A 25,965-nucleotide genomic window follows, 5' to 3' on the forward strand; every position below is an offset into this window, starting at 1 on the left:
CCGGTGGCCGTCCCCGACGATCTGCACCGTGCGCTGACCGACGTCGCGCGGGTTCCCCGACTCTTGGTGGCGTCCGACTTCGACGGCACCATCGCACCGATCGTGTCCAACCCCGCCGATGCGCGTGCCATCCCGGCTGCAGCACAAGCCTTGGCAGCGCTGGCCACCCTGCGGGCGACCTCGGCCGCGCTGATCTCCGGTCGGGCGCGCCGCGACCTGGCCGTGCTCTCCGGCGCACCGTCGGACGTGCACCTGGTGGGCAGCCATGGTTCGGAGTTCGACGCCGACTTCCTCGACGCCGTCGACGATTCGGCCAAGGCGCTGCTGGTCGACCTCGAGCAGACGATGGCCGCCGTCGTCGCCCGGTATCCGGGCGCGACCCTCGAGACCAAGCCCGTCAGCGTCGCCTTCCACGTCCGAAACGCGGCTCCTGAACACGCCCAGCAGGCGCTCGACGCCGCGCTGGCAGCTGTCGAGGGCTGGGACGTCCACGTCACCGAGGGAAAGGCGGTCCGGGAGTTCGCGGTGATCGACACCGATAAGGGCGAGGCGCTGGAGTTGCTGCGGCGGCGCGGCGAGGCCGACGCGACCGTGTTCTTCGGCGACGACGTCACCGACGAGAAGGCCTTCAGCCGGCTGGGCGGAACCGACGTCGGGGTCAAGGTGGGCCCGGGCGACACCCGCGCCGGGTACCGGGTCGAGACGCCCGACGACGTGGCGCTGGCCTTGCAGGTGTTACACGAGATCCGCCGCGACTGGCTGGTGGGTTAGGCCGCCGGTCCGGCGGTGCGGCCGCGGACCAGTTCGGTCGGCAGCACGTCGATGACGGGCAGCCCGTCGCGCGGTGGGCTGTGCAGCAGGCGCCCGGCGCGCTTGCCCTTCTCCAGGCTGGGCTGTGACACCGTGGTCAACCCCCGGTTCAGAGCGTCGGGAATTCCGTCGAAGCCTGTCACGGTCATCTGGCCGGGGACGTAAATGCCATGGGCGCGTAGGTAATCCATCGCCGAGATGGCCAGCACGTCCGTGGTGCACATCAGTGCGGACAGGTGCGGGTTCGCCTGCAGAGCGCGTTCGGCGGCCGCGGCGCCGGAGGCCGGTAGGTGTTCGTAGCTCTCGACGATCGTCAGGGTTCCCGGATCCAGACCCGCCGACGCCATGGCGTCGAGAACCCCGGCGATACGCTCGCTCTGAACGTGAAAGTGTGAATGCCGCAACCGATCCGGAGTCACCAGTCCGATTCCCTGGCCGTCCGGGCCGGGCTCCCTGCCCAGTCGCATTGTCAGCAGACCGATCTCATGGTGACCCAGGCCGATCACATACTCGGCCATCCCGCGCATCGCGGCCCGGTCGTCGATGCACACGCGCGACGCCCCCGGGACGTCCTTGGGTTGATCGACGACGACGAGCGGCAGGTGCCGTTGCAACACGGTCTGCAGGTAGGGGTCGTCGTCGGAGGCGGCATAGATGACGAACCCGTCCACTCCTGCCGACAACACCGCATTGGTGCCGTCGGTGACACTGCGGCCCGGACCGGCCGCGACCAGAAGCAGGCCCTGCCCAACCTCTTCGCACGATTCTGCCAGTCCGGCAACGAAATTGAGTGCCGCCGGGTCGTTGAACGAGTACGTCAGAGGTTCGGTGATCAGCAACCCCACCGCGCCGGCCTTACGGGTTCGCAGTGAGCGCGCCACCGGGTCGGGGCCGGGATAGCCGAGGCGCTTGGCGGTGTCCAGCACACGCTCGCGCAGATCGGCCGACAACTGGTCGGGACGGTTGTAGGCATTGGAGATCGTGGTGCGCGAAACCTTGAGTTCGGCGGCCAATGAAGCCAACGTCGCCCGGCGCCGCGGCGCAGGACTTCTGGACATGCTCTGTGAGGCTAGCGGATCGACTTGCGCTAACCCCGCATCGGTACTCTAGACTTTATTGGAAACGGTTTTCATTTGTATTAGAAGGAGTGATCGTGCGCGCAGGTGCGGTTGTCGCAGTGTCGGCGTTGGTGTTGTCAATCGGGCTGAGCGCGTGCGGCGGTGACAAGAACACCGGCGGGGCAGAAGCCAAGTCCGCGACCCCGACCGTCGTCGCCTCGACCAACGTGTGGGGCAGCGTCGCGCAGGCCGTCGCCGGAGACCACGCCAAGGTGAGCTCGATCATCACCGACCCGGCAGCCGATCCGCATTCCTTCGAGGCCAGCCCGTCGGATGCGGCCTCGATCGTCGATGCCTCCCTGGTGGTCTACAACGGCGGCGGCTACGACCACTGGGTCGACGATGTGCTGGTCGGCCATCCCGGCGTCGCCTCGATCGACGCCTACAAACTGCTCAGCGCCACCGGTGAACCCAACCCCGCCAACGAACACGTCTTCTACGACCTCGGCACCGTCAAAGCGGTGGCCACCTCGATCGGCGACAAGCTCGCGCAGGACGACCCGGCACACGCCGCCGACTACAAGACCAACGTCGCGAACTTCAACCGCGACGCCGACGCCATCGAACAGACCGAGAAGTCGATCCGCACCACCCACCCCGGCGCGGCCGTGGTGGCCACCGAACCCGTCGCGCACTACCTGCTGGAGGCCGCCGGGCTGACCGACAAGACGCCGGAGGGATTCGCCAGCGCCGTCGAGCAGGACACCGACCCGGCTCCCGTCGACGTCGCCGCCATGCTCGACCTGATCAACAACCGCCAGGTCGCTGCCGTGGTGTTCAACGAACAGACCATCACCCCGGTAACCAAGCAGGTCCAGGCGGCCGCCCAGAGCGCCGGAGTGCCGATCGTGGGGGTCACCGAGACCCTGCCCGCAGGCAGCACTTATCTGTCCTGGCAGCGCGATACCGCCAACCGGTTGGCGGGCGCATTGCAGCAGAACCGATAATCACTGCTTGTGGCTGCCGAGGTCGTGTCGTTGAGCGGTGCCCGGTTGGCCTTCGGCGACCGGGTGCTGTGGGATCACCTCGACCTGACGGTGTCCGCCGGTGAATTCATCGCGGTCCTCGGGCCGAACGGAACCGGCAAGACGTCGCTGCTCAAGGTTCTGCTCGGCCAGCTGCCGCTGTCGGCAGGCACCGCGACGATCCAGGGCCGCCCCGTCGAGGCCGGAAGCGAGAAGATCGGGTACGTGCCCCAGCACCGTGCCGTCGACCGCGGGCTGAGCCTGCGCGGCCGTGACCTCGTCGGCCTCGGTATCGACGGACACCGCTGGGGCGTAGCGCCGCTGAATCGCGCCGCACGGCACCATCGCCGCGAGGCCGTCGACCGGGCGCTGGCCCAGGTGCACGCGCTGAAGCTGGCGAAGGTGGCGGTCGGGGTGATGTCCGGAGGTGAATTGCAGCGGGTCCGGGTCGCCCAGGCGTTGGCCAGCGACCCGGTGCTGCTGCTGTGCGACGAGCCGCTGCTCAACCTCGACCCGGCCAACGCCCGGCTGGTCGCCCAGCTCATCGACCGGCGCCGGCAGTTCGGTACTGCGGTGCTGTTCGTCACCCACGAGGTCAACCCGGTGCTGCCCTACGTCGACCGGGTCATCTATCTGGTCGACGGCCGGTTCCGGATCGGCACCGTGGCCGAGGTGATGACCTCCGAGACGCTCTCAGAGCTCTACCGCGCCGACATTCAGGTGGTCCAGGTCGGCAATCGTTACGTGGTCGTCGGCGAACACTTCGACCACTCCGGGCACACCCAGGGCCACACCCATGAGTGACGAGCTCTCCCACCTGCTGGGCCACCTGTTCGCGTTCGACGTGACCGCGGACCTCATCGGCCGCGACTTCGTCCAGCAGGCCCTGATCGCGGCCGCACTGCTGGCCTTGGTGGCCGGACTGATCGGCCCGTTCATCGTGATGCGCCAGATGTCGTTCGCGGTACACGGGTCCAGTGAGCTGTCACTGACCGGCGCGGCCTTCGCACTGCTGGCCGGCTTCAACGTCGGCCTCGGCGCACTGCTGGGCTGCGGGCTGGCGGCGATCCTGTTCGGGGTGCTGGGCCAGCGAGCCCGCGAGCGGGACTCCGCGATCGGTGTGGTGCTGGCCTTCGGCCTCGGTCTGGCGGTGTTGTTCATCCACCTCTACCCGGGCCGGACCGGAACCAGCTTCGCGCTGCTGACGGGCCAGATCGTGGGGGTCGGCTATTCCGGGCTCGCGCTGTTGGTGGGTGTGACGGTGGCGGTGATCGTGGTGTTGGCGGTCAGCTACCGCCCGCTGCTGTTCGCGACGGCCGACCCCGAGGTGGCCGCGGCGCGGGGCGTGCCGGTACGGGCGCTGGGCATCGTGTTCGCCGCGCTGGTCGGGGTGGTCGCCGCCCAGGGCGTGCAGATCGTCGGTGCCCTGCTGGTGATGTCGCTGCTGATCACCCCGGCGGCTGCCGCGGCGCGGGTGTTCAGCTCACCGGTGGCGGTGATCGCGGCCTCGGTGGTCTTCGCCGAAGTCTCGGCGGTCGCGGGCATCGTGTTATCGCTGGCGCCCGGCGTTCCGGTGTCGGTGTTCGTCACGACGATCTCGTTCGTGATCTACCTGGTGTGCTGGGCGATCAGCCGGCGCCAGCATGACCCGGCGGCGGCGTAGGCGCTTTCCGGTGCCACCCGGCGACCCATAGGCTGGGCTGGTGCCATCGGTGGATCTCAATGCAGACCTGGGTGAGGGCTTCGGCGTCTGGGAACTCGGCGACGACGACGCCATGCTCGGCATCGTCACCAGCGCGAACCTCGCGTGCGGCTTCCACGCGGGCAATCCGGTGCGCCTGGCCCGCACGTGTGAGTCGGCGGCGCGGTCCGGTGTGCGGATCGGGGCACAGGTCGGCTACTTCGACCTGGCCGGCTTCGGCCGCCGCTACATCGACGTCGAGCCCGCCGAGCTGACCGCCGACATCATCTACCAGATCGGTGCGCTCCGGGCCCTGGCCCAGGCCGCGGGGGCAAGCGTCGGCTACGTCAAACCTCATGGCGCGCTGTACAACACGATCGTCAACGACCGCGGGCAGGCCCGCGCCGTCGCGCAGGCAGTCCACGCCGTCGACCCAGGTCTTCCGGTGCTCGGTCTGGCCGGGTCGGTGTTCTTCGAAGAAGCACGCACACTGGGCCTCCGCACCGTCGCCGAGGCTTTCGCCGATCGCGCATACCAGCCCGACGGCCAGCTGGTGTCCCGGCGCGACACGGGCGCGGTACTGCGTGACCCGGTTCAGATCGCCGACCGTGTCTCCACGATGGTCACCGCCGGGCAGGTCACGGCGATAGACGGGACCACGATCAACGTCGAGGTGGAATCTGTTTGTGTACATGGCGATTCACCGGGTGCGGTGGGAATCGCCACGGCGGTTCGGGAACGCCTGCTTGCCGCGGGCGTCGAGTTGACGGCATTCGCCTGATGCGACTCAAGCTCGGCCGTCCCGACATCGGCGACTACCGCGGCCGTTTCGACCTGACCGCCGCCGAACCGGATGCAGCACTGGCCATCACCTGGCTGGGCGTGTCGACGCTACTGGTCGACGACGGCACGACCGCGGTGCTCACCGACGGCTTCTTCTCCCGCCCGAGCCTGCTCGAGGTGGGATTGCGGCGGCTCACCCCGTCGGAGTCGCGGATTGACTACTGCCTGAACCGGGCCAAGATCACCCGGCTTGCCGCGGTGCTGCCCGTGCACACCCACTTCGACCACGTCATGGACTCCGCGGTGGTCGCCCAGCGGACCGGGGCACAGCTGATCGGCGGCGAGTCAGCCGCCAATGTCGCTCGCGGACAGGGTCTTTCCTCGGGCAGCGTTGTCGTCGCCCATCCCGGTGAGCCGATGAGCATCGGACCCTACGACATCACGCTGATCGAATCGCACCACTGCCCACCGGATCGCTTCCCCGGTGAGATCACCGAACCCGTCGTCCCGCCGGCCAAGGCCTCGGCGTACCGCTGCGGAGAGGCGTGGTCCACGCTCATCCACCACGCAGCCAGCGACCGCAGGCTTCTGATCCAGGGCAGCGCCGGATTCGTGCCCGGGGCACTCGAGGGCCGGCGTGCCGAGGTGGTCTACCTCGGCATCGGTCAGCTCGGCGTGCAACCCGAGGACTACATCACCGAGTACTGGCAGCACACGGTCGGAGCCGTTGGTGCACAACAAGTTATCCTGATCCACTGGGACGACTTCTTCCGGCCACTGTCCGAGCCGCTTCGGGCGCTGCCCTACGCCGCGGACGATCTCGATGTCACGATGCGGGTGCTGTCACGCCTGGCCGACCGTGACGGCGTGGGATTGCACCTGCCGACGGTGTGGCAACGCACCGATCCGTGGGCCTGAGCCTTGACCGACCTGATCATCTCGCTGCTGCTGTTGGCGGTCGTATTGGTGTTCGCGATCGCGCGGCCGGCCGGGTGGTCGGAGGCGGTGGTGGCGATTCCGGCGGCGGCCATCGTCATCGGTATCGGCGCGGTGACACCGCACGACGCGCTCACCGAGATGAGCCGGATGCTCCCGGTGGTGGCGTTCCTGGCCGCCGTGCTTGCACTGGCCAGCCTCTGTGACGACGAGGGCCTGTTCGAGGCCGCCGGGTCGTGGATGGCGCGCACCAGCACGGGCAGGCCGCGCCGCCTTTTGGGCCAGGTGTTCGTGGTCGCTGCGGCGACGACGGCGATTCTGAGCCTCGACGCCACGGTGGTGCTGTTGACACCGGTCGTGCTGGCGACCGTGCGGATGCTGCGGGTGCCGGCACGCCCCCACCTGTACGCCACCGCACACCTGTCCAACACCGCCTCGCTGCTGCTGCCGGTCTCCAACCTGACCAATCTGCTGGCGTTCAGCGCGGCGGGGCTGTCGTTCACCCGGTTCAGCGCGCTGATGGCGGCACCGTGGCTGGTGGCGGTGGCCGCCGAGTACGCGGTGCTGCGCCTGGTGTTCCGCCGCGACCTTGCCGAGTTGCCCGCCGTCGAGGCTCCCGAGCCCGCGGCGCGCCCGGTGTTCGTGTTGGTGGTGCTGGGATTGACCCTGGTGGGTTTCGCCGTGACGTCGTTCGCCGGACTGTCTCCGGCCTGGGCCGCACTCGCCGGCATACTGGTGCTGGGTATACGGTCACTTGCTCAGCGGCGCAGCTCAATTGGCGGCATTGTCCGCTCGCTGAACCTGCCGTTCTGTGTATTCGTCCTCGCGCTGGCCGTGGTGGTCAAGGCTGTCATGGTCAACGGACTGGATACCGCCGCCGGCGATCTGCTGCCGTCGGGGGACGGCCTGGCGGCACTGCTCGGTATCGCGGTGCTGGCCGCGGTGCTGTCCAATGTCGTGAACAACCTTCCCGCGGTCCTGGTGCTGCTTCCCCTGGTGAGTGGCCCGGCCGCGGTGCTCGCGGTGCTGATCGGGGTCAACATCGGACCGAACCTGACCTATGTGGGCTCGCTGGCCAACCTGCTGTGGCGACGGATTCTGCACCAGCATGGCGAGCCGACCGGCGTGCGGGAGTTCACCTGGCTGGGACTGCTGACCGTGCCCCTGTGCCTTGTCCTCGCCGTGGTGGCACTCTGGGCGGGAATTCGGTTGATCGGCGCGTGATCGTCAGCCGCGCCCCGGCGCGCGGGCCCTAGCGGCGGCGGCGCTGACGGGCCACTTCGGCGAGCACCACACCGGCGGCGACCGAAGCGTTCAACGACTCCATCGGCCCCGCCATCGGGATGGACACCACTGCATGGCAGGTCTGCCGCACCAGCCGCGACAGACCCTTGCCTTCGGATCCAACCACCACGACCAACGGGCCGGCGGCATCGAACTCGTCCAGTTCGGTGTCACCCTCGGCGTCGAGGCCGACCACCTGCAGGCCCGCGTCCGCCCACTCTTTGAGCGTGCGGGTGAGGTTGGTGGCCCGGGCGACCGGAACCCGCGCTGCTGCACCGGCACTGGTACGCCATGCCACCGCCGTCACCGACGCCGAACGCCGTTGCGGGATGAGCACACCGTGTCCGGCGAACGCCGCCACCGAGCGCACGATCGCACCCAGGTTGCGCGGGTCGGAGATGTTGTCGAGCGCGACCAGCAGAGCCGGTTCGACGTCTCGCGTCGCCGAGGCCAGCAGGTCATCGGGATGGGTGTAGCGGTAGGGCGGCACCTGAAGAGCGATGCCCTGATGCAGGCCGTTGGAGCTCATCCGGTCCAGGTCGGTGCGCGGCACCTCGAGGATCGGGATGCCGCGGTCGGCGGCCAGGGTCACCGACTCGGTCAGGCGCTCGTCGGCCTCGGCGCCCAACGCGACGTACAGCGCGTTCGCCGGGGCATCTGCCCGCAGGCATTCGACGACCGGGTTTCGGCCGAGGACCATTTCGGTTTCGTCAGTGGGCTTGGTGGCCGGCTTCCGCGCCGGTTTGGCGGCGCGCTTGTTGGCCGGATGACCCGGACGCATGTGCGCCGGCGGCGTGGCGCCACGCCCTTCGAGCCCGCGCCTGCGCTGGCCACCGGAGCCGACGGTCGGCCCCTTCTTGCTGCCCGCCTTGCGAATTGCGCCGCGGCGCTGGGAGTTACCCGCCATCTGCTTTGCTGCCTTCGTCGCGCAGCGCCCATTGCGGGCCGTCTGCAGTGTCGGTGACTTCGATTCCGGCCTCTTTGAGGCGGTCCCGGATTTCGTCGGCTTGCGCCCAGTCGCGGGTCTGGCGGGCGTCGTCGCGGCGGTGCAGTTCCGCACGCACCAGGACGTCGACCGCGCCGAGTGCGGCCGTCGTCTCGTCGCGCGTCTCCCACCGCTCGTCGAGCGGGTCGCAGCCGAGAATGCCCATCATGGATCGGATTTCGCTGGCCTTGACCATCGCGGTCTCGTGGTCGCCGGACTCGAGCGCCCGGTTTCCGTCGGCACGCGCGTTGTGCACCTCCGAGAGTGCAACAGGAACGGCGAGGTCGTCGTCGAGTGCGGCGCCGAACTTCTCGGTCCAAGTTCCCGGCACCACGGTTCCGACCCGAATACGCACCCGGTGCAGGAAATCCTCGATGCCGGTGTACGCCTTGACGGCATCCTGAAGAGCGTTCTCGGAAAACTCCAGCATCGACCGGTAGTGCGCGCTGCCCAGGTAGTAACGCAGCTCGGCGGGCCGAACCCGTTGCAGCACAGCGGGAATCGCGAGCACGTTGCCCAGCGACTTGCTCATCTTCTCCCCGCCCATGGTGACCCAGCCATTGTGCAGCCAGTACCTGGCGAAGCCGTCGCCGGCGGCGCGCGCCTGGGCGATCTCGTTCTCGTGGTGCGGGAACACCAGATCCATTCCACCGCAGTGGATATCAAACTCGGCACCAAGGTATTCGTGGGCCATGGCCACGCACTCGGAATGCCAGCCGGGCCGGCCGCGACCCCACGGCGTGGGCCACGACGGCTCGCCGGGCTTGGCGCCCTTCCACAACGTGAAGTCGCGCTGGTCGCGTTTACCCTCGCCGGCCCCCTCGCCCTGGTGCACGTCGTCGATGCGGTGCCCGGACAGCTTGCCGTATTCGGGGAAGCTGACGACGTCGAAGTAGACGTCGCCGGATCCGGTGTAGGCGTGGCCGGTGTCGATCAGGCGCTCGATGAGCTCGACGATCTGGGTGATGTGTCCGGTCGCCCGCGGCTCGGCCGAGGGCGGCAACACTCCCAGCGCGTCATACGCGGCAGAGAATTCGCGCTCGTGGGTCGCCGCCCACTCCCACCACGGCCGGCCCGCGTCGGCAGCCTTGGTGAGGATCTTGTCGTCGATGTCGGTCACGTTGCGGATGAAGGCGACGTCGAAACCCTTGGCCATCAGCCAGCGCCGAAGGACGTCGAAGGCAACGCCGCTGCGGACGTGCCCGATGTGGGGCAGGCCCTGCACCGTCGCACCGCACAGATAGATCGAGGCATGACCGGGGCGAATAGGCACGAATTCGCGCACGGCACCCGTATAGGTGTCGTGCAATCGCAAACTGGTGCTGGTCACGACGCGCCAGCTTACCGGCCTAATCGGCGTTATCTGGCACCGAGGCGGAACCGGCCACCACCAGAGCGGTCGCCACGGCCGCCAGCCCCTCACCGCGACCCGTCAGGCCCAACCCGTCGGTCGTCGTCGCCGATACCGACACCGGCGCGCCGAGCAGTTCGGTGAGCAGCCGCTGAGCCTCCTGGCGACGCGGCCCGATTTTGGGCCGATTGCCGATCACCTGCACCGCAGCGTTGCCGACCACGAAACCGGCCTCGGCCACCAGCTCACGGACGTGCGCCAGCATCTGGGCGCCGGTGACGCCCCGCCACTGCGGCTGGTCGACACCGAATACCGCCCCCAGGTCGCCCAGCCCGGCCGCCGACAGGAGTGCGTCGCACAACGCGTGCACGGCGACGTCGCCGTCGGAATGCCCTGAGCAGCCGTCGGCGCCGTCGAACAACAGGCCGAGCAGCCAACAGGGCCGGCCGGCTTCGATCGGGTGAACGTCGGTGCCCAGCCCGACCCGAGGAATCGTCATGCGCCCAGCACCGCCTGAGCGAGCCGCAGATCCAGCGGTGTGGTGATCTTGAAGGCCAGCGTGTCGCCGGCAACGGTGTGTACCGGGGTCCCCAGAAACTCCACCAGCGAGGCGTCGTCGGTGACGACCGCCGTGCCTGCCCCGCCGTACGCGCGGCGCAGCAGTTCGGTTTCGAAGCCTTGTGGGGTCTGTACTGCGCGAAGTCCGGCGCGTTCGGGTGTCCCCAGAACCACGCCGTTGGCGTCGACGGCCTTGATGGTGTCGATGACGGGGAGCACCGGGACCACGGCGCGAAGTCCGTCGCGCAGTGCGGCAACCACCCGCTGGATCTGCCCGACCGGGGTCAGCGGACGGGCAGCGTCGTGGACGAGGACGAAGTCCGGATCTCCTACCGCGGCCAGCGCTCGGCGCACGGTCTCCGGACGTTCCGGACCGCCGGCCACCACGGTGGCCCGATCACCCAGAATGAGTTTGGTCGCGTCGACCCGGTCTTCGGGCGCGGCCACGACGACCCGATCGACGACACCGGAGTCGAGAAGCCCGTCCACGGCGCGTTCGAGCATGGTGCGCCCGCCGAGATCGACGAAAGCTTTAGGAATGCCTGCGCCGAGTCGCTCACCGGAACCCGCGGCGGTAACGACCGCGACAGTCTCCGACACTGATCCCCTCAGGGCAGTCAGGACGCGGCGGCCAGGACCTCGTCGAGAATGATCGACGCCTTGGCGTCGTCGGTGTTCTCAGCCAGAGCGAGCTCACCGACGAGGATCTGACGGGCCTTGGCCAGCATCCGCTTCTCACCGGCGGACAGGCCGCGCTCCTGGTCCCGGCGCCACAGATCGCGAACCACTTCGGCAACCTTGTTGACGTCGCCGGAGGCGAGCTTCTCAAGGTTGGCCTTGTAGCGGCGCGACCAGTTGGTGGGCTCTTCGGTGTGCGGTGCACGCAACACCTGGAAGACCTTGTCCAGGCCCTCCTGGCCAACCACGTCACGCACGCCGACGTACTCTGCGTTATCGGCTGGTACTCGAACGGTCAGGTCTCCCTGGGCGACCTTCAAGACGAGGTATTCCCTCTGTTCGCCTTTGATGGTCCGGGTTTCGATCGCTTCGATCAATGCAGCACCGTGGTGTGGATAGACAACGGTGTCTCCGACCTTGAAAATCATCAGATTCGAGCCCCTTTCACTCCTCAATACTAGCACGGCGCTGAATAGCGTGCGGATCAACGGTGCAGGTCAGGGGCACCGCAGGTGAAGACGGGGGGTTGACACGGTGACGAAAGCGTGCAACGAGCGGGCCTATTCGCGCCCCCTCTGGCAACGGTTTGGGACGTTGCCGACGAGGTAGAACAACCCTTGGCTACCGCCCGGCCGCAGTACCTACTACGCTACATAGTCGAACCGCGGCGGCGAGATCCTGCCGACCGCACCGGCCAAGCAGGAGGCTGCTGTGAACCGCTTGTCTAACCGCCTTGTGGTGGCAACCGCGGCCCTGGCCGCCGGCGGCCTGCTCCTCACCGGCTGCGGATCGGGTCAGATCTCGCAGACCGCAAGCCAGGAGTCCGCGGTCAACGGCAGTACCGCCAACGTCAAGAACATCTCGCTGCGCAATGTTCACCTGCAGGCTGTGCAGACCGGCGACTTCCTCAAGCCCGGCCGCACGGTTCAGCTGATCTTCCTGGCAGCGAACAACTCTCCCGATGTCAACGACAAACTGGTGGGCATCACCAGCGACGTGGGTTCGGTCGAGGTGAGCGGTCCGACCGCGATCCCGGCGTCCTCGCGGCTGCTCGTCGGTGTGGCCGACGGTCAGGATGAGGTCACCGCGCTGAGCAGTGCACAGGCCACCACCGCAGAGGTGACCCTGAGCGAGCCGATCACCAACGGACTGACGTACAAATTCACCTTCGAATTCGAGAAGGCCGGCCAGGCCACGGTCGCCGTGCCGATCTCGGCGGGCGAGGCTCCTCGCCGCGACGAAGTGGGCAGCGGCGGCGGGCACGGCTGAGCCCGGCCGATCAGCCCGGCGGGTTGATCAGGTTCTGTCGTACCCACCCGATAGCGTCACAGGGTGGCCAAGGCGCGAGTGCAGTATCGATGCTCGGAATGCCGTCATGTCACCGGTAAATGGGTCGGCCGCTGCACCGAATGCGGAACCTGGGGAACAGTCGAGGAACTAGCCGCGCCGCCACTTGCGAGTGGGACGTCGCAGCGCGCCGTGGTGCCGTCGTCGCCCGCGGTGCCGATCAGTTCGATCAACCCCGACCACACCCGGCACTTCCCCACCGGAGTGAGTGAACTCGACCGGGTCCTGGGCGGCGGTGTGGTTCCCGGCTCGGTGAGCCTGCTCGCCGGTGATCCGGGGGTCGGCAAGTCGACGCTGCTGCTCGACGTGGTCAACCGGTGGGCCGAGGCCGGCCGGCGCGCGCTGTACGTGTCCGCCGAGGAGTCCGCGGGGCAGATCAGGATGCGCGCCGAGCGCACCGGATGTACCCACGACGAGGTCTTCCTGGCCGCCGAATCGGACGTCAACACCGTGCTCGGGCATATCGATGCGGTGCAGCCCAGCCTGGTGGTCGTCGACTCCGTGCAGACGATGAGCGCCGGTGACACCGACGGCGTGGTCGGCGGGGTCACCCAGGTTCGCGCGGTGACCACCGCCCTGACCGCGACCGCCAAGTCCACCGGTGTCGCGATGATGCTCGTCGGGCATGTCACCAAGGACGGGGCGATCGCCGGGCCGCGTTCCCTGGAACATCTGGTCGACGTGGTCCTGCACTTCGAAGGTGACCGCAACTCGGCTCTGCGCATGGTGCGCGGCGTCAAGAACAGGTTCGGCGCCGCTGACGAGGTCGGCTGTTTCCTGTTGCACGACAACGGAATCGAGGGAGTTGCCGACCCGTCGGGGTTGTTCCTCGACGAGCGTCCCGCCCCTGTCTCGGGTACCGCGGTGACGGTGACACTCGACGGTAAGCGTCCGCTGATCGGGGAAATCCAGGCACTGCTGGCGGTGCGGGGCGAACATGCGCAGCCGCGGCGCGCGGTCAGCGGCATCGACAACTCCCGGGCGGCGATGATCGCCGCGGTGCTCGAGCGGCGAGCCGGGCTCAAGGTCAGCGCGACCGACATCTACCTGTCGACCGTCGGCGGTATGCGGCTGATGGACCCGTCCTCGGATCTCGCCGTGGCGATGGCCATGGCCTCGGCCTACGCCGACACACCGCTGCCCAGCACCACCGTGGTGATCGGCGAAGTGGGCCTGGCCGGGGACCTGCGCAAGGTCACCGGGATGGACCGCAGACTGGCCGAGGCGGCCCGCCTCGGCTTCACCACCGCGCTGGTCCCGGTCGGCTGCGGAACGGTGCCAAAGGGATTTCGGGCGATCGAATCGGCAACGATCGGCGACGCGCTGCGCTCGATGCTGACCATGGCGAAATCGCAGTACGACAACGTCGTCACGCAGATTCGGCGGGACAGGTCGAGTAACGACGGCGACGCAGTGGACAATAAGTGGCTGTGAGCACCGTCAACCGGTCGAATGGATCGGCACCGCCGACGGTCGCCACGCTGCGCGAGACGCTCGGGCGGCTGGCGCCCGGTACCGCCCTGCGCGACGGCCTGGAACGCATTCTGCGCGGCCGGACCGGCGCGCTGATCGTGCTGGGCTACGACGAACGGGTCGAGGCCATCTGCGACGGCGGCTTCTCGCTGGACGTCCGGTTTGCGCCGACCCGGCTCCGGGAGCTGTCGAAGATGGACGGTGCGGTGGTGCTGTCGACCGACGGCAGCCGCATCGTGCGGGCGAACGTGCAGGTGGTGCCGGATCCGACGATTCCGACGGATGAGTCGGGAACCCGGCATCGCTCCGCGGAACGCACGGCCATCCAGACCGGCTATCCGGTGATCTCGGTCAGCCATTCGATGAACATCGTCACCGTCTACGTCGCTGGCGAGCGCCACGTGGTCGCCGACTCGGCCACCATCCTGTCGCGCGCCAACCAGGCGATCGCCACGCTGGAGCGCTACAAGGCCCGCCTCGACGAGGTGTCCCGGCAGCTGTCGACCGCCGAGATCGAGGACTTCGTCACGCTGCGCGACGTGATGACCGTGGTGCAGCGGCTGGAGATGGTGCGCCGGATCGGGCTGGAGATCGACGCGGACGCGGTGGAACTCGGCACCGACGGCCGCCAGCTGCGGTTGCAGCTCGAAGAACTGCTTGGCGGCAATGACACGGCCCGTGAGCTGGTGGTGCTCGACTACCACGCCAACCCGGATCCCCCGACGAAGGCTCAGGTCAGCGCAACCCTGTCCGAACTCGACGGGCTGTCGGACACCGAGCTGCTGGACTTCACCGCGCTCTCGCGGGTGTTCGGGTATCCCTCCACCGCGGAGGCGCAGGATTCGGCGCTCAGCGCACGGGGGTACCGCGCGATGGCCGGAATTCCCCGACTGCAGTTCGCCCATGTCGACCTGCTCGTGCGGAACTTCGGTTCACTGCAGGGCCTGCTCGCTGCCAGCGCGACGGATCTTCAGTCAGTCGACGGCATCGGCGCCATGTGGGCACGCCACGTCCGTGAAGGACTGTCTCAACTGGCGGAGTCGACGATCGCCGACCGGCTGGTCTAGCCGCCGGGAGCCGGCGGGGCCTCGGCCGGAACCGGGGCCGCGGGCTCGGCACCTGGCGGCGGGGCTTCGGCGAGGATGAATGGCACCGACGCCGAGCGCAGGTTGCCCAGCTGGACCACCAGGTTGTAGGTACCGGGTCCGATGGGCTGACGAGGCAGCGGGCACTGCGGCGCGGAACCCATGCCCGTCCAGGTGACTTCAGTGGTCACCTGTTCGCCCGGGTTGAACGTCTTGACCAGCGTCTCGTTGGACGGCGCGCAGTCGAGGTTGGACCACAGCCGCTTGTTGTCCAGCGAGTACACGTAGGCGGCCAGCACAGCGGCGCCCACGTCGCGCTTGCAGGCGACCAGGCCGATATTGGTGACGACCATGGTGAACTTCGGCTGGTCGCCGATGACGTACTGGGGCGCGTTGGTGATGCCCTTGACCGCCAGCGTCGAGTCGGGGCAGTCGTCACCTTCTGCCAGCACCGGCGGTGGTACCACGGCTTCGGTCGGCGTCGGGGTCGGCGGCGGGGCCGACTCGGACGGCGGCGGCGCCACGACGGGGGTCTTGTTCTCCGGCTGCGGGTTCTGCGACTGCGAGGCTGCGGTCTTGACCGAGCTCTTGGAGTCCGAGCCGCCGCCGAACACCGCGAAGGCCACCCCGATGACGATGGCCAGAACCAGCGCCCCGATGCCGATCGCCAGTCCACGGCGTCGCCAGTAGATTTGCGAGGGCAGAGGTCCACGCGGTTCTAGATCCAACACGTTCTCACGGTAAGCCCAGGTCACCGCGAGCTGTCCGACCTCACTCGGCGTGTCGCCTTGTTCGCCAGCCGGATCGGTGATTACTCGCCGATATCACCGATGTGTTTGCGGAGCGCGACCACGCCGTCAGCGAGGTGGTAAGTGAGCCCGACGATGGCCAGCGATCCGTCGTTGATCTTGTCGGCGATGGCCGACGACCGCGACATCAGCTGTGCGGCGGTCTCGGTGACGTGGCGGGCCTCGAACTCATCGACCCGGGTCAGGCCGTCGCGACGGCCCAGCAGGATCGACGGCGTCACCCGTTCGACGACGTCCCGGACGAACCCGGGCGGAACCTGTCCTTCGTCGAGTGCGGCCAGGGTGGCCTTGACCGCGCCGCAGCTGTCATGGCCGAGCACGGCGATCAGCGGCACGCTCAGCACGGTGACGGCGTATTCGATCGAGCCGAGCACAGCGGAGTCGATGACATGGCCCGCGGTGCGCACCACGAACATGTCCCCGAGGCCCTGGTCGAAGATGATCTCGGCGGCGACCCGGCTGTCAGCGCACCCGAACACCACGGCGGTCGGCCGCTGCTCCTCCGCCAGGCTGGCGCGATACTCGATGCTCTGGCTGGGATGCTCGGGCTCACCAGCGACGAAACGCTCGTTACCCTCCTTGAGTGCCTTCCACGCTGTCACCGGGGTGCTGTTTGGCATGGCGCCCATTCTGCACTGCGCACGAGCAGGGCACGCCGTGAGCATCTCCTCGAGGGAACTCCTCGACTGGTTCGGCGTGGCTCGCCGCGAGCTTCCCTGGCGTGATCCCGAGGTGACGGCCTGGCAGATTCTGGTCAGCGAGTTCATGCTCCAGCAGACCCCGGTGGCGCGGGTGGCGCCGATCTGGCTGGACTGGGTGGCGCGCTGGCCCACCCCGTCGGCGACCGCGGCTGCCGGTGCCGCCGACGTATTGCGGGCGTGGGGAAAGCTGGGCTACCCGCGGCGCGCCAAGCGTCTGCACGAGTGCGCCACAGTGATCGCGACCGACCACGGCGATGTGGTGCCCGACGACGTCGACGTGCTGCTGACTCTGCCGGGCGTAGGTGCCTACACGGCGCGGGCGGTGGCGTGCTTCGCCTATCGCAAGCGGGTGCCGGTCGTGGACACCAATGTGCGTCGGGTGGTCGCGCGGGCGGTGCACGGCCTGGCCGACGCCGGGAGCCCGTCGGCGACCCGCGATATGGCCGACGTCGAGGCGCTGTTGCCCGACGATCCCAGTGCCGCAACGTTTTCCGCGGCGCTCATGGAGCTGGGCGCCACGGTATGCACGGCGCGATCACCGAAGTGCGGCATCTGCCCGCTGAGCGTCTGCGCGTGGCGGGCGGCCGGTTTCCCGGCCGGCACCGGCCCGGCCCGGCCCACACAGCGCTACGCAGGCACCGACCGGCAGGTCCGCGGCCGGCTTATGGATGTGTTGCGGGCCAGTGCCTCGCCGGTGGAACGGGCCCGGCTCGACGTGGTGTGGCTGACCGATCCCGCCCAGCGCGACCGCGCGCTGGACTCACTGCTGGTCGATGGATTGGTGGAGCAGACGGCTGACGGCCGGTTCGCCCTGGCGGGCGAAGGCGACGATGCGGGAGCGTAGCGACTAGGAGGCGCGGGCGAAGCGGCGCCGGTAGTCCGAGGGCGTGACTCCGACAATCCGGCGGAAGTGGTGGCGCAGCAGGGTCGCGTTACCGAAGCCGGCCCGCTCGGCGATGCGGTCGACGTCGAGGTCGGTTTCCTCGAGCATCCGGCGCGCGTAGAGCACCCGCTGGTCGGTCACCCACTGCATGGGCGTGGTGCCGGTTTCCTCGACGAAGCGGCGGGCGAACGTGCGGGCCGACATGCTCGCACGGCGCGCCAGGCTGGCAACCGTATGGGGTGCACCGAGGTTGGAGAGTATCCAATCCAGTTGCGGGGCAAAACCTTCCGAACATCGCGCCGGTATCGGCTGGTCGATGTACTGACGCTGGCCGCCGTCGCGTTGCGGGGGAACCACCATCCGGCGGGCGATCAGGTTGGTGACCGCGCTGCCGAGCTCACGCCGCACCAGGTGCAGGCTGGCGTCGATGCCCGCAGCGGTGCCTGCGCTGGTGACCAGATCGCCGTCGTCGACGAAGAGGACGTTGCGGTCGACGATGGCAGAGGGGAACTGCCGGGCTAGTTCGTCGGCGTGCATCCAGTGCGTCGTCACCCGGCGGCCGTCGATGAGACCCGCGGCACCGGCGACGAACACCCCCGAGCAGACCGTCAGCACCGTCGAGCCGGCCGCGTGTGCGGCGCGCAACGCTTCGAGAGCCTCGGGCGGGTAGTTCTCCGGCGGGCCGCCGACCGCGGGAACCGCCACGACGTCGACACCCATCAGGTCGTCGAGCCCGTGATCGGGAATCAGCTGCGCGCCAACGCTGGTGCGCAGGGTCTTACCGGCCTCCGGCCCGCAGACCTTGAAATCGAAGTTCGGCACGCCGTCGGCGGAGCGGTCGATGCCGAAGACCTCGCAGATCACCCCGAACTCGAATGGCGCGACGCCGTCGAGGACGAGGGCCGAGACGCTGCGCAGTGCCATGGCAGCATTTTATCTCATATGGTCAGTACTGCCACTGTTGGCTGGATATAACCGTGCAAAGAATTACTGCCATGACCGCAATCATCGTCTTCCTGCTCCTGACAGTGCTTCTGCTCGCACCATTCGGCATCATCGCCGCCGTCGCAGTGGTGTCGCACCGCGACGGCACCCTGGGTTGGCACGGCGCAGACTTCATGGTCGCCGCCCCTCTGGTCGGCCGGCTCTACCACGACGATCACGACGCCGACGCCCGCCGCATCAACCACGACCTCGATGCCATCCGCACCCGCTTCGAGGAGCACCCGGTGTGGCCGTCACCCGGCGTGCTCGGCGAGCGCCGCTAGAAACCTCTCGACGGCGTCGCGGTATCGGTCAGGGGCGTCGTCGTGCACCAGATGTCCCGCGCCAGTTACGTGGACGTACGTCGAGCGGTCCCCCGCCAGTTCGTGCATCCGCAGCATCTGGCCAGGCGGCGCCACGGAATCACCCGCCTCGACCAACAGCACGGGTGCACGAACCGATCGCCACTGATCCCAGTAGTCGCGGGTGCCCCACTCGGCAGCGATCTCGATCCAGCGGGCCGGTTGCCCGTGCAGTCGCCAGCCGGTGGCGGTGCGGTCGAACGCCTCCAGGAAGTATCGCCCGGCCACCGGACCGAACTCCTCGAAAACCTGCTCCGCCGAGCCATATTCGACGGGCAACGCGTGCACCCAGGGCTCCCAGGGTCCTGTGGTGCGGCCGACGAAGTCCGGCGCCATGTCCTCAACCACCAGCGCACTGACCAGATCGGGCCGCTGCGCGGCCAGGCACCAGGAATGCAGGCCTCCCATCGAGTGCCCGATCAGGATCGCCGGGCAGCCCAGCCCGTCGACCGCCTCACCCAACTCTTCGACGAACCGCTCGGTGCTGACCTCGGCCACGTCCTCGACATCGCGGCCGCGGTGCCAGGGGGCGTCATAGGTGTAGACGGCGCCGAAGCGGGAGAGCCACGACACCTGCCGAGACCAGGTACTGCCGCGGCCCATCAGGCCGTGTACCAACACCAGCGGGCGGCCCGCTCCACCGCGGTGGGTCAGCAGCTCGGAGTTCACCGCTTCATCTTGCGCGGTGGGCCACCGACTCAGGTGCGCGCGGTAGCCTTGCGCCATGTCCGTGGTGAAGATCAATGCAATCGAGATACCCCCGGGTGCCGGCCCAGAATTGGAGAAGCGGTTCGCCAACCGCGCGCACGCCGTCGACAATCAGCCGGGCTTTCTCGGGTTCCAATTGCTGCGACCGGTCAAGGGTGAGGACCGCTATTTCGTGGTGACCACATGGGAGAGCGAAGAGGCCTTCCAGGCCTGGGCCAGCGGCCCCGCGATCCACGCCCACGCCGGGGAACGGGCCAACCCGGTGGCCAAGGGTGCTCACCTGCTGGAGTTCGAGGTTGTGCTGGACGTTGCCGGGACCGGCACCCAGGCGTAGCGCACGCCGGGCGGCCCGGCGCACGGTGGCCAGCGCACTCAGCCTGACCACCGCGATCCTCTGCGCCGCTGCCCTGGCGACAAGTTGCGCACCGGCACCTGCGCCACCGGCCAACGCCGGTGCAGGTGTCCGCATCGAGATCAACACCCCGCAGGGGGTGCGCGCCCAGCAGGTCATGGACATGCTCAATTCCGACTGGCCCATCGGAACAGCCAGCGTCAAGACCCTCGCCGCGCCTGACATGGTCAACGCGGTCGCCGCCACCATGGACTCGCTGTGGTGGGACCGGCCCTACACCCTGGCCGGAGTGGACATCGGCGCCGGCGTGGCCACGCTGCACCTGCTCACGTCCTACGGTGCCCGCCAGGACATCGAATTGCGCACCGGCGACGACACTTTCGTCCGCCGCTTCGAGGTGACAACCGAGAAGCCCGTCATCAACTCGTGGCAGGACGTCGACACCGCGCTCAGCCGCACAGGTGCGCGCTACTCGTGGCAGGTCTCGAAGGTCCGCGACGGGCAGTGCGACAAGGTCGCAGGCACCAACACCTCCCAATCCTTGCCGCTGGCATCGATTTTCAAGACCTATGTCCTGTTCGCGGTGGAGACTGCGGTGCGGGCCGGCACCCTGACGTGGGACGACACGCTGACCATCACCGCCGAGGGCAAGAAGCTGGGCTCCTCCGGGTTCGACAAGCTGCCACCGGGATCGCAGATCACCGTGCGGCAGGCGGCCGGCAAGATGATCTCGACCAGCGACAATATGGCCACCGACATGCTGATCAACCGCCTGGGCACGCACGCCATCGAGCAGGCACTGGTCGACGCCGGTCACCACGACCCCGCCAGCATGGTGCCGTTCCCGACCATGCGGGAGATCTTCGCCGTCGGGTGGGGCAACCCCGACGTCCGCGACCAGTGGAAGACGGCCACCCCGCAGCGCCGGGCAATCCTGTTGCAGGAAGCCAATTCCCGGCCCTACGAACCGGATCCACAGCGTACCCACGCACCGGGTTCGGCATACGGCGCGGAGTGGTACGGCAGCGCGGAGGACATCTGCCGCGTGCACGCCGCCCTGCAGCACAACGCCGTCGGGCCCGCGGCCCCGGTCAAGGACATCATGTCGGAGATCGCCGGTATCGACCTCGACCGCACCGAGTGGCCATATATCGGAGCGAAGGCCGGTAACCTGCCCGGCGACTACACGTTCAGCTGGTACGCCGTAGACCGGACCGGGCAGGCGTGGGTGGTCAGCTTTCAGCTGAACTGGCCGCGCTACCACAGCCCGAACGCCGGCGGCTGGGTGATGACGATCATCAAGCAGGTGTTCGGGCTGCTGCCCCGCTACCGCTGACCCCAGCGCACGGTCCACCGGCCGCGAAAGTGCATCAGCGTACGGCTGGCCGGGGCAATATCGATGCGCCAGAACGACTCCGGCGGGGCGTCAAGGGCGACCAGGATCGCCGCGCGCACCACGGCCGGATGGGTGACGGCAGCCAGCCGCACCGGTGTGCCGCTGATGTCGTCCATCCAGTCGCCCACCCGGGCGATCAGTGCCTCGACGGACTCGCCTCCGTGTGGCGCGCCGTCCGGCCGGCTCAGCCAGGTGGCGAGGTCGGCGGGCGGCGGGTCACTGAGCTGACAGCCCCGCCAGCGCCCGACATCGAGGTCGGCGAGCCGGCCGTCCACCGTTGGGTTCAGACCGAACCCTTCGGCGGTCTGACGGGCTCGTACCTCCGGCCCGCTGAGCGCCACATCGACCGGGCCGATATCTGCGGCGGCGTCAATCTGGTTGTAGCCCAGTGCGTTCAGCGGCTCGTCGGCGGCGAATCGTCCGGCTGCCATGGCATCGGTCATGGCGTGGGATACCAGAGTCAGCCGAACGATGTCACTCACACCGGGATGGCTTCCTTCTCCTTGCTGTCAAGCAACCGAGAGAACATGGACGCACCGAGCAGGCCGATCGTCGTCCAGACAATCACCTGCGTGCCCAAGGCGTACAACCGGAACTCATAGAGGTCCGCCGCGGGAAAGCCGGGGAACACGATCATGCCGGCGTCGTTGACGATCGGACCCGGCGTCTCGTTGATGGTCGGCAGGATGAGCATCACGACGACGACCGCGACGATATAGGCGCCGCCTGCCGCGAGAGTCGCATTCCAGGTGCCCAGTTTCGGGTGAAGCTGGAAGGCCAGGTAGACCGCCGCGACCATCAGAAGTGCGGACAGCGCGACCATCAGCAGGTACAGCAGTGCACGTTGCTTGATGGTCTCCTCCAGGCTCGTAGCCGGCGGATTGGGCGGGTACTTGAGTGCGGGCACCACCCACAGGGCAAGGAGCATCGCGGCGGCGACTATAACTGCCAACTTTCGGGCCGAGACGTGATCGATCCGGCTGTAAGCGACGCAGAACACCACTGCGAACAACGCCCCGAGAGCGACGCTGAACGCAAAGACACCAAGGCCCATACCGATATTCGACTGCACGGTGCGGGTGAAGAGCTCCACACCGCCGCCGTGGCCGTGGCCGTGGCCGTCTGCCATCTCCATGGCCTCATGAGCTGCGGAGGTACCGTCCTCGAAATCGATAGCCCGGCCGACGATCGGCTCGATGAAGATCTTCGACCAGATGAACGCGAACACGCCAGCGGCGGCGCCGGCAAGTATGCCGCGCCAGATTATTTTCTTTTCCATGTGCTTAGTCGGGTCCCGTTGCCTCAGTGGCAGGGGAAGCCGAGCAGATGGCGGGCGTCGTGCACGAACTCATGGATGTACATGTTGTCGCCGAAGACCGACGTGGCACCCTGATCCACTCCCACGAAATACAACACCAGTAGCGCAAAGAAGGCCGTTGCGGACAACCACACCACGGCCTTGGCCGCCGAGAGATCGACGGCGCGAGTGGACTTGCGTGCCTCGGGAGACGTCATATCAGTCCTTTCCCGGAATCTTCGCGTCCCGGATAGGTCGATGACGAGCGTCGGGTCTGACTGTCAACAGTGGCGCGACCGTTCTGGACTCTCACCAGATTCCTCGACTCGTCTATTACATCGAGAATCGTAAACCCCTGAGCCGGATTAGCCCGACCCGTACCCCAATTGTTGAGCGGTGTACTTCGCAGCCTCGGTGATGGGCGCGGCCTGAACCGCGGTGCCGTAGGCACAGATCTCGGTCCAGACGTCGCCGAGCTCGGTGGTGTCGAACCGCATCGCGACGATCGCGTTGCCGCCCCGGTTGCGGGCTTCGGTGATCAGCCTGGCCATGGCCTCGTTGCGGCTCTCGGCCAGATTCTTCGTCATGCCCTGCAGTTCCCCGCCGAACATGCTCTTGAAGCCGGCGCCCATCTGCGCGAAGGCGTTGCGCGAGCGGACGGTCAGTCCGAAGACCTCGCCGCACACCCGCTGAATCTCCCAGCCCGGGAGGTCGTTCGTTGTCACTACAAGCATGAGCAGAGGTTAGCGCTCGCGAGTGTGCGCGTGGATACGCAAGCCGCGGCGAGTCCCGTACGAAACGGCACGCTCGCCGTGGGGCCGCAACCGCCGGCGGACATACGAAAGGCCCCCCGGCAGGTGCCGGGGGGCCTTCGCCTGAAACTTCTACTCGCTGGCCGTGCCTGCGCTGGCCAGGTCGGGCTCAGCCGACTCGGGCCGCTTGGGCCCACCGACGAAGGTGAACACCGCATCCTCGCCGGCGCCCTCGCCGTCCCAGTTGTCCACGTCGACGGTGACCATCTGGCCGGGACCGACCTCCTCGAAGAGGATCTTCTCGCTCAAGGCGTCCTCGATCTCGCGCTGAATGGTCCGGCGCAGCGGCCGGGCACCCAGTACCGGATCGAAGCCGCGCTTGGCCAGCAGAGACTTGGCCTTGTCGGTCAGCTCCATCGTCATGTCCTTGGCCTTGAGCTGCTTGGACACCCGGCCCACCATCAGGTCGACCATCGTGATGATCTCTTCGCGGGTGAGCTGGTGGAAGACGATGATGTCGTCGATGCGGTTGAGGAACTCCGGGCGGAAGTGCTTCTTGAGCTCGTCGTTGACCTTCTGCTTCATCCGCTCGTAGTTGTTCTCGCCGCCACCCTGGGTGAAGCCCAGGCCGACCGCCTTGGAGATGTCGGAGGTACCCAGGTTCGAGGTGAAGATCAGCACGGTGTTCTTGAAGTCGACCGTGCGTCCCTGGCCGTCGGTCAGACGGCCGTCCTCGAGGACCTGCAACAGGGTGTTGTAGATCTCCTGGTGTGCCTTCTCGATCTCGTCGAACAGCACCACCGAGAACGGCTTGCGCCGCACCTTTTCCGTGAGCTGGCCGCCCTCTTCGTAGCCGACGTATCCGGGCGGCGCGCCGAAGAGCCGCGATGCGGTGAACCGGTCGTGGAACTCGCCCATGTCGATCTGGATGAGCGCGTCGTCGTCGCCGAACAGGAACTCCGCCAACGCCTTGGACAGCTCGGTCTTACCGACACCGGACGGGCCGGCGAAGATGAACGAACCCGACGGGCGCTTGGGGTCCTTCAGGCCGGCACGGGTGCGGCGGATGGCCTTGGAGACGGCGCGAACGGCGTCTTCCTGCCCGATGATCCGCTTGTGCAGCTCATCCTCCATGCGCAGCAGCCGAGTGGTCTCCTCCTCGGTCAGCTTGAACACGGGGATACCGGTCCAGTTGCCGAGAACCTCGGCGATCTGCTCGTCGTCGACCTCAGCCACGACATCGAGATCACCTGACCGCCACTGCTTTTCACGCTCGGCACGCTGGGCGACCAGCTGCTTCTCGCGATCGCGCAACGATGCCGCCTTCTCGAAGTCCTGCGCGTCGATGGCGCTTTCCTTCTCCCGGCGTGCGTCGGCGATCTTCTCGTCGAACTCACGCAGGTCTGGCGGAGCGGTCATCCGGCGGATGCGCATCCGGGCACCGGCCTCGTCGATCAGGTCGATCGCCTTGTCCGGCAGGAACCGGTCGTTGATGTAGCGGTCGGCCAGGGTCGCCGCAGCCACCACGGCGGCGTCGGTGATCGACACCCGGTGATGGGCCTCGTACCGGTCGCGCAGACCCTTGAGGATCTCGATGGTGTGCGCCACCGTCGGCTCACCGACCTGGACCGGCTGGAACCGGCGCTCCAGGGCGGCATCCTTCTCGATGTACTTGCGGTACTCGTCGAGCGTGGTCGCACCGATCGTCTGCAACTCACCGCGGGCCAACTTGGGCTTGAGGATCGAGGCGGCGTCGATCGCACCTTCGGCGGCTCCTGCGCCGACGAGCGTGTGCAGCTCGTCGATGAACAGGATGATGTCGCCGCGGGTGTTGATCTCCTTGAGCACCTTCTTGAGGCGTTCCTCGAAGTCACCGCGGTAGCGGCTACCTGCGACCAGTGAACCTAGGTCGAGGGTGTAGAGCTGCTTGTCCTTCAGCGTCTCGGGGACCTCGCCGTGCACGATGGCCTGGGCCAGGCCCTCGACGACGGCGGTCTTGCCGACGCCGGGCTCGCCGATCAGCACCGGGTTGTTCTTGGTGCGCCGGCTCAGCACCTGCATGACCCGCTCGATTTCCTTCTCCCGGCCGATGACCGGGTCGAGCTTGCCCTCCATGGCGGCGGCGGTCAGGTTGCGGCCGAACTGGTCGAGGACCAGCGAGGTGGACGGGTTGCCGGACTCGCCGCCGCGGCCGCCGGTGCCGGCTTCCGCGGTTTCCTTGCCCTGGTAGCCCGACAGCAGCTGGATCACCTGCTGGCGCACGCGTGTGAGCTCGGCGCCCAGCTTGACCAGCACCTGGGCCGCGACGCCTTCGCCCTCACGGATGAGGCCGAGCAGGATGTGCTCGGTGCCGATGTAGTTGTGGCCGAGCTGCAGCGCTTCGCGCAGGGACAGCTCGAGAACCTTCTTGGCACGAGGGGTGAACGGGATGTGTCCCGAGGGCGCCTGCTGGCCCTGGCCGATGATCTCCTCGACCTGGCTGCGGACACCCTCGAGGGAAATGCCCAGCGACTCCAGGGACTTGGCGGCTACGCCTTCACCCTCGTGAATAAGACCCAACAGGATGTGCTCGGTCCCGATGTAGTTGTGGTTGAGCATCCGGGCTTCTTCTTGCGCCAGGACGACGACCCTGCGGGCACGGTCGGTAAATCTCTCGAACATCGGTGG

28 protein-coding genes, 1 pseudogene and 1 riboswitch are annotated in these 25,965 nt (G+C 67.8%); of the genes and pseudogenes, 14 read left to right on the forward strand and 15 right to left on the reverse strand.

Annotation, left to right across the window (positions count from 1 at the left end; translation table 11 throughout):
* Nucleotides 1-3: 3 nt before the first annotated feature.
* Nucleotides 4-768, forward strand: a pseudogene (otsB, locus tag OG976_RS10760) (trehalose-phosphatase); the annotation flags it as partial.
* Here the strand turns inward: otsB and OG976_RS10765 are convergent.
* Nucleotides 768-1,868, reverse strand: a complete 1,101-nt coding sequence (locus tag OG976_RS10765) for a LacI family DNA-binding transcriptional regulator (protein WP_328361673.1) — start codon at nucleotides 1,866-1,868, stop codon at nucleotides 768-770. The pseudogene otsB and the gene OG976_RS10765 overlap by 1 nt on opposite strands.
* 92 nt (nucleotides 1,869-1,960) lie before the next feature.
* Here OG976_RS10765 and OG976_RS10770 point away from each other — a divergent pair, with 92 nt between their 5' ends.
* Genes OG976_RS10770 through OG976_RS10795 form a run of 6 tightly spaced genes read left to right on the forward strand, consistent with a single transcriptional unit; the run spans nucleotide 1,961 to nucleotide 7,517 of the window.
* On the forward strand, nucleotides 1,961-2,875 hold the full coding sequence (locus OG976_RS10770; protein WP_442930521.1) for a metal ABC transporter solute-binding protein, Zn/Mn family: 915 nt from the start codon (nucleotides 1,961-1,963) through the stop codon (nucleotides 2,873-2,875).
* A 9-nt stretch (nucleotides 2,876-2,884) separates the two neighbouring features.
* Nucleotides 2,885-3,697 (forward strand): metal ABC transporter ATP-binding protein, encoded by an 813-nt coding sequence (locus OG976_RS10775; RefSeq protein ID WP_328361679.1) that lies wholly within the window; start codon nucleotides 2,885-2,887, stop codon nucleotides 3,695-3,697.
* Nucleotides 3,690-4,556 carry a metal ABC transporter permease gene (locus tag OG976_RS10780; protein ID WP_328361682.1) on the forward strand — a complete coding sequence of 289 codons (867 nt, stop codon included), beginning with the start codon at nucleotides 3,690-3,692 and terminating at the stop codon, nucleotides 4,554-4,556. The genes OG976_RS10775 and OG976_RS10780 overlap by 8 nt, the downstream gene beginning before the upstream one ends.
* A gap of 40 nt (nucleotides 4,557-4,596) precedes the next feature.
* Entirely contained in the window at nucleotides 4,597-5,355 is a 759-nt protein-coding gene (locus OG976_RS10785) for a LamB/YcsF family protein (RefSeq protein WP_328361685.1), read from the forward strand.
* A complete protein-coding gene (locus OG976_RS10790; protein WP_328361688.1) occupies nucleotides 5,355-6,275 on the forward strand; it encodes an MBL fold metallo-hydrolase in 921 nt (306 codons plus the stop codon). The genes OG976_RS10785 and OG976_RS10790 overlap by 1 nt, the downstream gene beginning before the upstream one ends.
* Before the next feature lie 12 nt (nucleotides 6,276-6,287).
* Nucleotides 6,288-7,517 (forward strand): SLC13 family permease, encoded by a 1,230-nt coding sequence (locus tag OG976_RS10795; protein ID WP_328363398.1) that lies wholly within the window; start codon nucleotides 6,288-6,290, stop codon nucleotides 7,515-7,517.
* A 28-nt stretch (nucleotides 7,518-7,545) separates the two neighbouring features.
* On the opposite strand, the gene rlmB is transcribed toward OG976_RS10795, so the two are convergent.
* Genes rlmB through carD form a run of 5 tightly spaced genes read right to left on the reverse strand, consistent with a single transcriptional unit; the run spans nucleotide 7,546 to nucleotide 11,577 of the window.
* Nucleotides 7,546-8,484 carry a 23S rRNA (guanosine(2251)-2'-O)-methyltransferase RlmB gene (gene rlmB, locus OG976_RS10800; protein WP_328361691.1) on the reverse strand — a complete coding sequence of 313 codons (939 nt, stop codon included), beginning with the start codon at nucleotides 8,482-8,484 and terminating at the stop codon, nucleotides 7,546-7,548.
* Nucleotides 8,474-9,892 (reverse strand): cysteine--tRNA ligase, encoded by a 1,419-nt coding sequence (cysS, locus tag OG976_RS10805; RefSeq protein ID WP_328361693.1) that lies wholly within the window; start codon nucleotides 9,890-9,892, stop codon nucleotides 8,474-8,476. Before cysS ends, rlmB begins: the two co-directional genes overlap by 11 nt.
* Nucleotides 9,893-9,911: 19 nt before the next feature.
* Nucleotides 9,912-10,412, reverse strand: a complete 501-nt coding sequence (gene ispF, locus OG976_RS10810; protein ID WP_328361695.1) for a 2-C-methyl-D-erythritol 2,4-cyclodiphosphate synthase — start codon at nucleotides 10,410-10,412, stop codon at nucleotides 9,912-9,914.
* The gene (gene ispD, locus OG976_RS10815) at nucleotides 10,409-11,083 is read right to left on the reverse strand and encodes a 2-C-methyl-D-erythritol 4-phosphate cytidylyltransferase (protein ID WP_442930522.1); all 675 of its coding nucleotides are present in this window, start codon (nucleotides 11,081-11,083) and stop codon (nucleotides 10,409-10,411) included. The genes ispF and ispD overlap by 4 nt, the downstream gene beginning before the upstream one ends.
* A 5-nt stretch (nucleotides 11,084-11,088) precedes the next feature.
* Nucleotides 11,089-11,577, reverse strand: a complete 489-nt coding sequence (gene carD / locus OG976_RS10820) for an RNA polymerase-binding transcription factor CarD (protein WP_046362860.1) — start codon at nucleotides 11,575-11,577, stop codon at nucleotides 11,089-11,091.
* Nucleotides 11,578-11,860: 283 nt separating this feature from the next.
* On the opposite strand from carD, the gene OG976_RS10825 reads away from it, so the two are divergent.
* The 3 genes from OG976_RS10825 to disA all read left to right on the forward strand — a co-directional run bounded on the left by OG976_RS10825 (nucleotide 11,861) and on the right by disA (nucleotide 15,036).
* Complete coding sequence (locus OG976_RS10825; protein WP_328361701.1) at nucleotides 11,861-12,418, forward strand: hypothetical protein; 558 nt, start codon at nucleotides 11,861-11,863, stop codon at nucleotides 12,416-12,418.
* A 63-nt stretch (nucleotides 12,419-12,481) separates the two neighbouring features.
* Nucleotides 12,482-13,930 carry a DNA repair protein RadA gene (radA, locus tag OG976_RS10830; RefSeq protein ID WP_328361704.1) on the forward strand — a complete coding sequence of 483 codons (1,449 nt, stop codon included), beginning with the start codon at nucleotides 12,482-12,484 and terminating at the stop codon, nucleotides 13,928-13,930.
* Entirely contained in the window at nucleotides 13,921-15,036 is a 1,116-nt protein-coding gene (gene disA / locus OG976_RS10835) for a DNA integrity scanning diadenylate cyclase DisA (RefSeq protein ID WP_328361707.1), read from the forward strand. Before radA ends, disA begins: the two co-directional genes overlap by 10 nt.
* On the opposite strand, the gene OG976_RS10840 is transcribed toward disA, so the two are convergent.
* Together OG976_RS10840 and OG976_RS10845 are read right to left on the reverse strand one after the other, a co-directional pair.
* Nucleotides 15,033-15,785 (reverse strand): hypothetical protein, encoded by a 753-nt coding sequence (locus OG976_RS10840; protein ID WP_328361710.1) that lies wholly within the window; start codon nucleotides 15,783-15,785, stop codon nucleotides 15,033-15,035. The genes disA and OG976_RS10840 overlap by 4 nt on opposite strands.
* Nucleotides 15,786-15,865: 80 nt before the next feature.
* Entirely contained in the window at nucleotides 15,866-16,483 is a 618-nt protein-coding gene (locus OG976_RS10845; RefSeq protein WP_328361713.1) for a carbonic anhydrase, read from the reverse strand.
* On the opposite strand from OG976_RS10845, the gene OG976_RS10850 reads away from it, so the two are divergent.
* Complete coding sequence (locus OG976_RS10850; protein WP_442930452.1) at nucleotides 16,482-17,408, forward strand: A/G-specific adenine glycosylase; 927 nt, start codon at nucleotides 16,482-16,484, stop codon at nucleotides 17,406-17,408. The two genes, OG976_RS10845 and OG976_RS10850, sit on opposite strands and share 2 nt — an antisense overlap.
* Before the next feature lie 3 nt (nucleotides 17,409-17,411).
* Here OG976_RS10850 and OG976_RS10855 read toward each other — a convergent pair whose 3' ends face one another.
* Nucleotides 17,412-18,371: a helix-turn-helix domain-containing protein gene (locus tag OG976_RS10855; protein WP_328361719.1), complete on the reverse strand. Its 960-nt coding sequence runs from the start codon at nucleotides 18,369-18,371 to the stop codon at nucleotides 17,412-17,414.
* Nucleotides 18,372-18,442: 71 nt separating this feature from the next.
* Between OG976_RS10855 and OG976_RS10860 the strand changes: the two genes are divergently transcribed.
* Nucleotides 18,443-18,715 (forward strand): hypothetical protein, encoded by a 273-nt coding sequence (locus OG976_RS10860; protein ID WP_328361722.1) that lies wholly within the window; start codon nucleotides 18,443-18,445, stop codon nucleotides 18,713-18,715.
* Here OG976_RS10860 and OG976_RS10865 read toward each other — a convergent pair.
* Nucleotides 18,686-19,462: an alpha/beta fold hydrolase gene (locus OG976_RS10865; RefSeq protein ID WP_328361724.1), complete on the reverse strand. Its 777-nt coding sequence runs from the start codon at nucleotides 19,460-19,462 to the stop codon at nucleotides 18,686-18,688. The genes OG976_RS10860 and OG976_RS10865 overlap by 30 nt on opposite strands.
* A 55-nt stretch (nucleotides 19,463-19,517) precedes the next feature.
* Here OG976_RS10865 and mhuD point away from each other — a divergent pair, with 55 nt between their 5' ends.
* Nucleotides 19,518-19,835 (forward strand): mycobilin-forming heme oxygenase MhuD, encoded by a 318-nt coding sequence (gene mhuD / locus OG976_RS10870; protein WP_328361727.1) that lies wholly within the window; start codon nucleotides 19,518-19,520, stop codon nucleotides 19,833-19,835.
* Nucleotides 19,810-21,189: a serine hydrolase gene (locus OG976_RS10875; protein WP_328361730.1), complete on the forward strand. Its 1,380-nt coding sequence runs from the start codon at nucleotides 19,810-19,812 to the stop codon at nucleotides 21,187-21,189. Before mhuD ends, OG976_RS10875 begins: the two co-directional genes overlap by 26 nt.
* Here OG976_RS10875 and OG976_RS10880 read toward each other — a convergent pair.
* The 5 genes from OG976_RS10880 to clpC1 form a co-directional block, all read right to left on the reverse strand.
* Entirely contained in the window at nucleotides 21,180-21,731 is a 552-nt protein-coding gene (locus tag OG976_RS10880; RefSeq protein WP_328361733.1) for a histidine phosphatase family protein, read from the reverse strand. The two genes, OG976_RS10875 and OG976_RS10880, sit on opposite strands and share 10 nt — an antisense overlap.
* Nucleotides 21,728-22,528: a CbtA family protein gene (locus OG976_RS10885; protein ID WP_328361736.1), complete on the reverse strand. Its 801-nt coding sequence runs from the start codon at nucleotides 22,526-22,528 to the stop codon at nucleotides 21,728-21,730. Before OG976_RS10885 ends, OG976_RS10880 begins: the two co-directional genes overlap by 4 nt.
* 23 nt (nucleotides 22,529-22,551) lie before the next feature.
* On the reverse strand, nucleotides 22,552-22,704 hold the full coding sequence (locus tag OG976_RS10890) for a CbtB domain-containing protein (protein WP_442930453.1): 153 nt from the start codon (nucleotides 22,702-22,704) through the stop codon (nucleotides 22,552-22,554).
* Between the two features lie 7 nt (nucleotides 22,705-22,711).
* Nucleotides 22,712-22,911: riboswitch (cobalamin riboswitch) on the reverse strand.
* Complete coding sequence (locus tag OG976_RS10895; protein ID WP_328361741.1) at nucleotides 22,912-23,280, reverse strand: YbjQ family protein; 369 nt, start codon at nucleotides 23,278-23,280, stop codon at nucleotides 22,912-22,914. It abuts the riboswitch before it with no gap.
* Nucleotides 23,281-23,430: 150 nt separating this feature from the next.
* Entirely contained in the window at nucleotides 23,431-25,959 is a 2,529-nt protein-coding gene (gene clpC1 / locus OG976_RS10900) for an ATP-dependent protease ATP-binding subunit ClpC (RefSeq protein WP_328361744.1), read from the reverse strand.
* Between the last annotated feature and the right edge of the window lie 6 nt (nucleotides 25,960-25,965).

The sequence above is a fragment of the Mycobacterium sp. NBC_00419 genome, assembly GCF_036023875.1.
Lineage (GTDB): Bacteria > Actinomycetota > Actinomycetes > Mycobacteriales > Mycobacteriaceae > Mycobacterium.